This is a genomic window from Mesorhizobium sp. M8A.F.Ca.ET.207.01.1.1 (assembly GCF_004794715.1).
Taxonomy (GTDB): Bacteria; Pseudomonadota; Alphaproteobacteria; order Rhizobiales; family Rhizobiaceae; genus Mesorhizobium.
In genome coordinates this window covers 1-629 of the sequence record NZ_SRUS01000046.1, presented here as the reverse complement: position 1 = coordinate 629, position 629 = coordinate 1, and the positions used below count along the sequence as shown (strand labels likewise).

Annotated in this window: 1 protein-coding gene; it reads left to right on the top strand. The window is 64.7% G+C overall.

The features are described from left to right. The coding region (locus tag EN850_RS33375; RefSeq protein WP_189591265.1) for an outer membrane protein transport protein at nucleotides 1-454 on the top strand (454 nt) is incomplete at its 5' end. Between the last annotated feature and the right edge of the window lie 175 nt (nucleotides 455-629).

The window sequence follows — 629 nt, the reverse complement described above, 5'->3', positions numbered from 1 at the left end:
CGTGGGCTTAACCGCCCGCGTTAACGACCAGTGGCAGATCATGGCTGAAGTCACGCGCACCGCGTGGAGCAAGTTCGCCCAGGTCGTCGTCGATTACGACTCCAACCTGCCGGACAGCGTGCTGCCGTTCCACTACCGTGACACCACCTTCGCGTCGAGCGGTACCGATTTCCGCGTGAACGACAAGCTGACCCTGCGCGGCGGCCTGGCCTATGACCAGACCCCGACCACCGATGCCCACCGCGACGTGCGCGTGCCGGACACCACCCGCAAGTGGCTGTCGCTGGGCATGACCTACGCCGCTTCGGACAAGATGGAATACAGCGTGGGCTACACCCACCTGTTCACCAAGGATCCGAACATCACCTCGACCTCGGCCACCGGCAACACCGTGACCGGCAAGTACAAGGTCAGCGGCGACGTGCTGGCGGCTTCGCTGCAGTACAAGTTCTGATTCGGGCGTTGGCCTGACGCAGCACACGGAGGGCCCCGCGCAAGCGGGGCTTTCCTTTTGCGGGGAGGGCGCCGCAGCATCCACGGCGGGTGTGGATCTACGCGACAATGGCGCGATGAACCTGTCCGATCCGAACTTCCAGCTGGAGCTGGCTGCCAACATCGCCGTTGCCGGC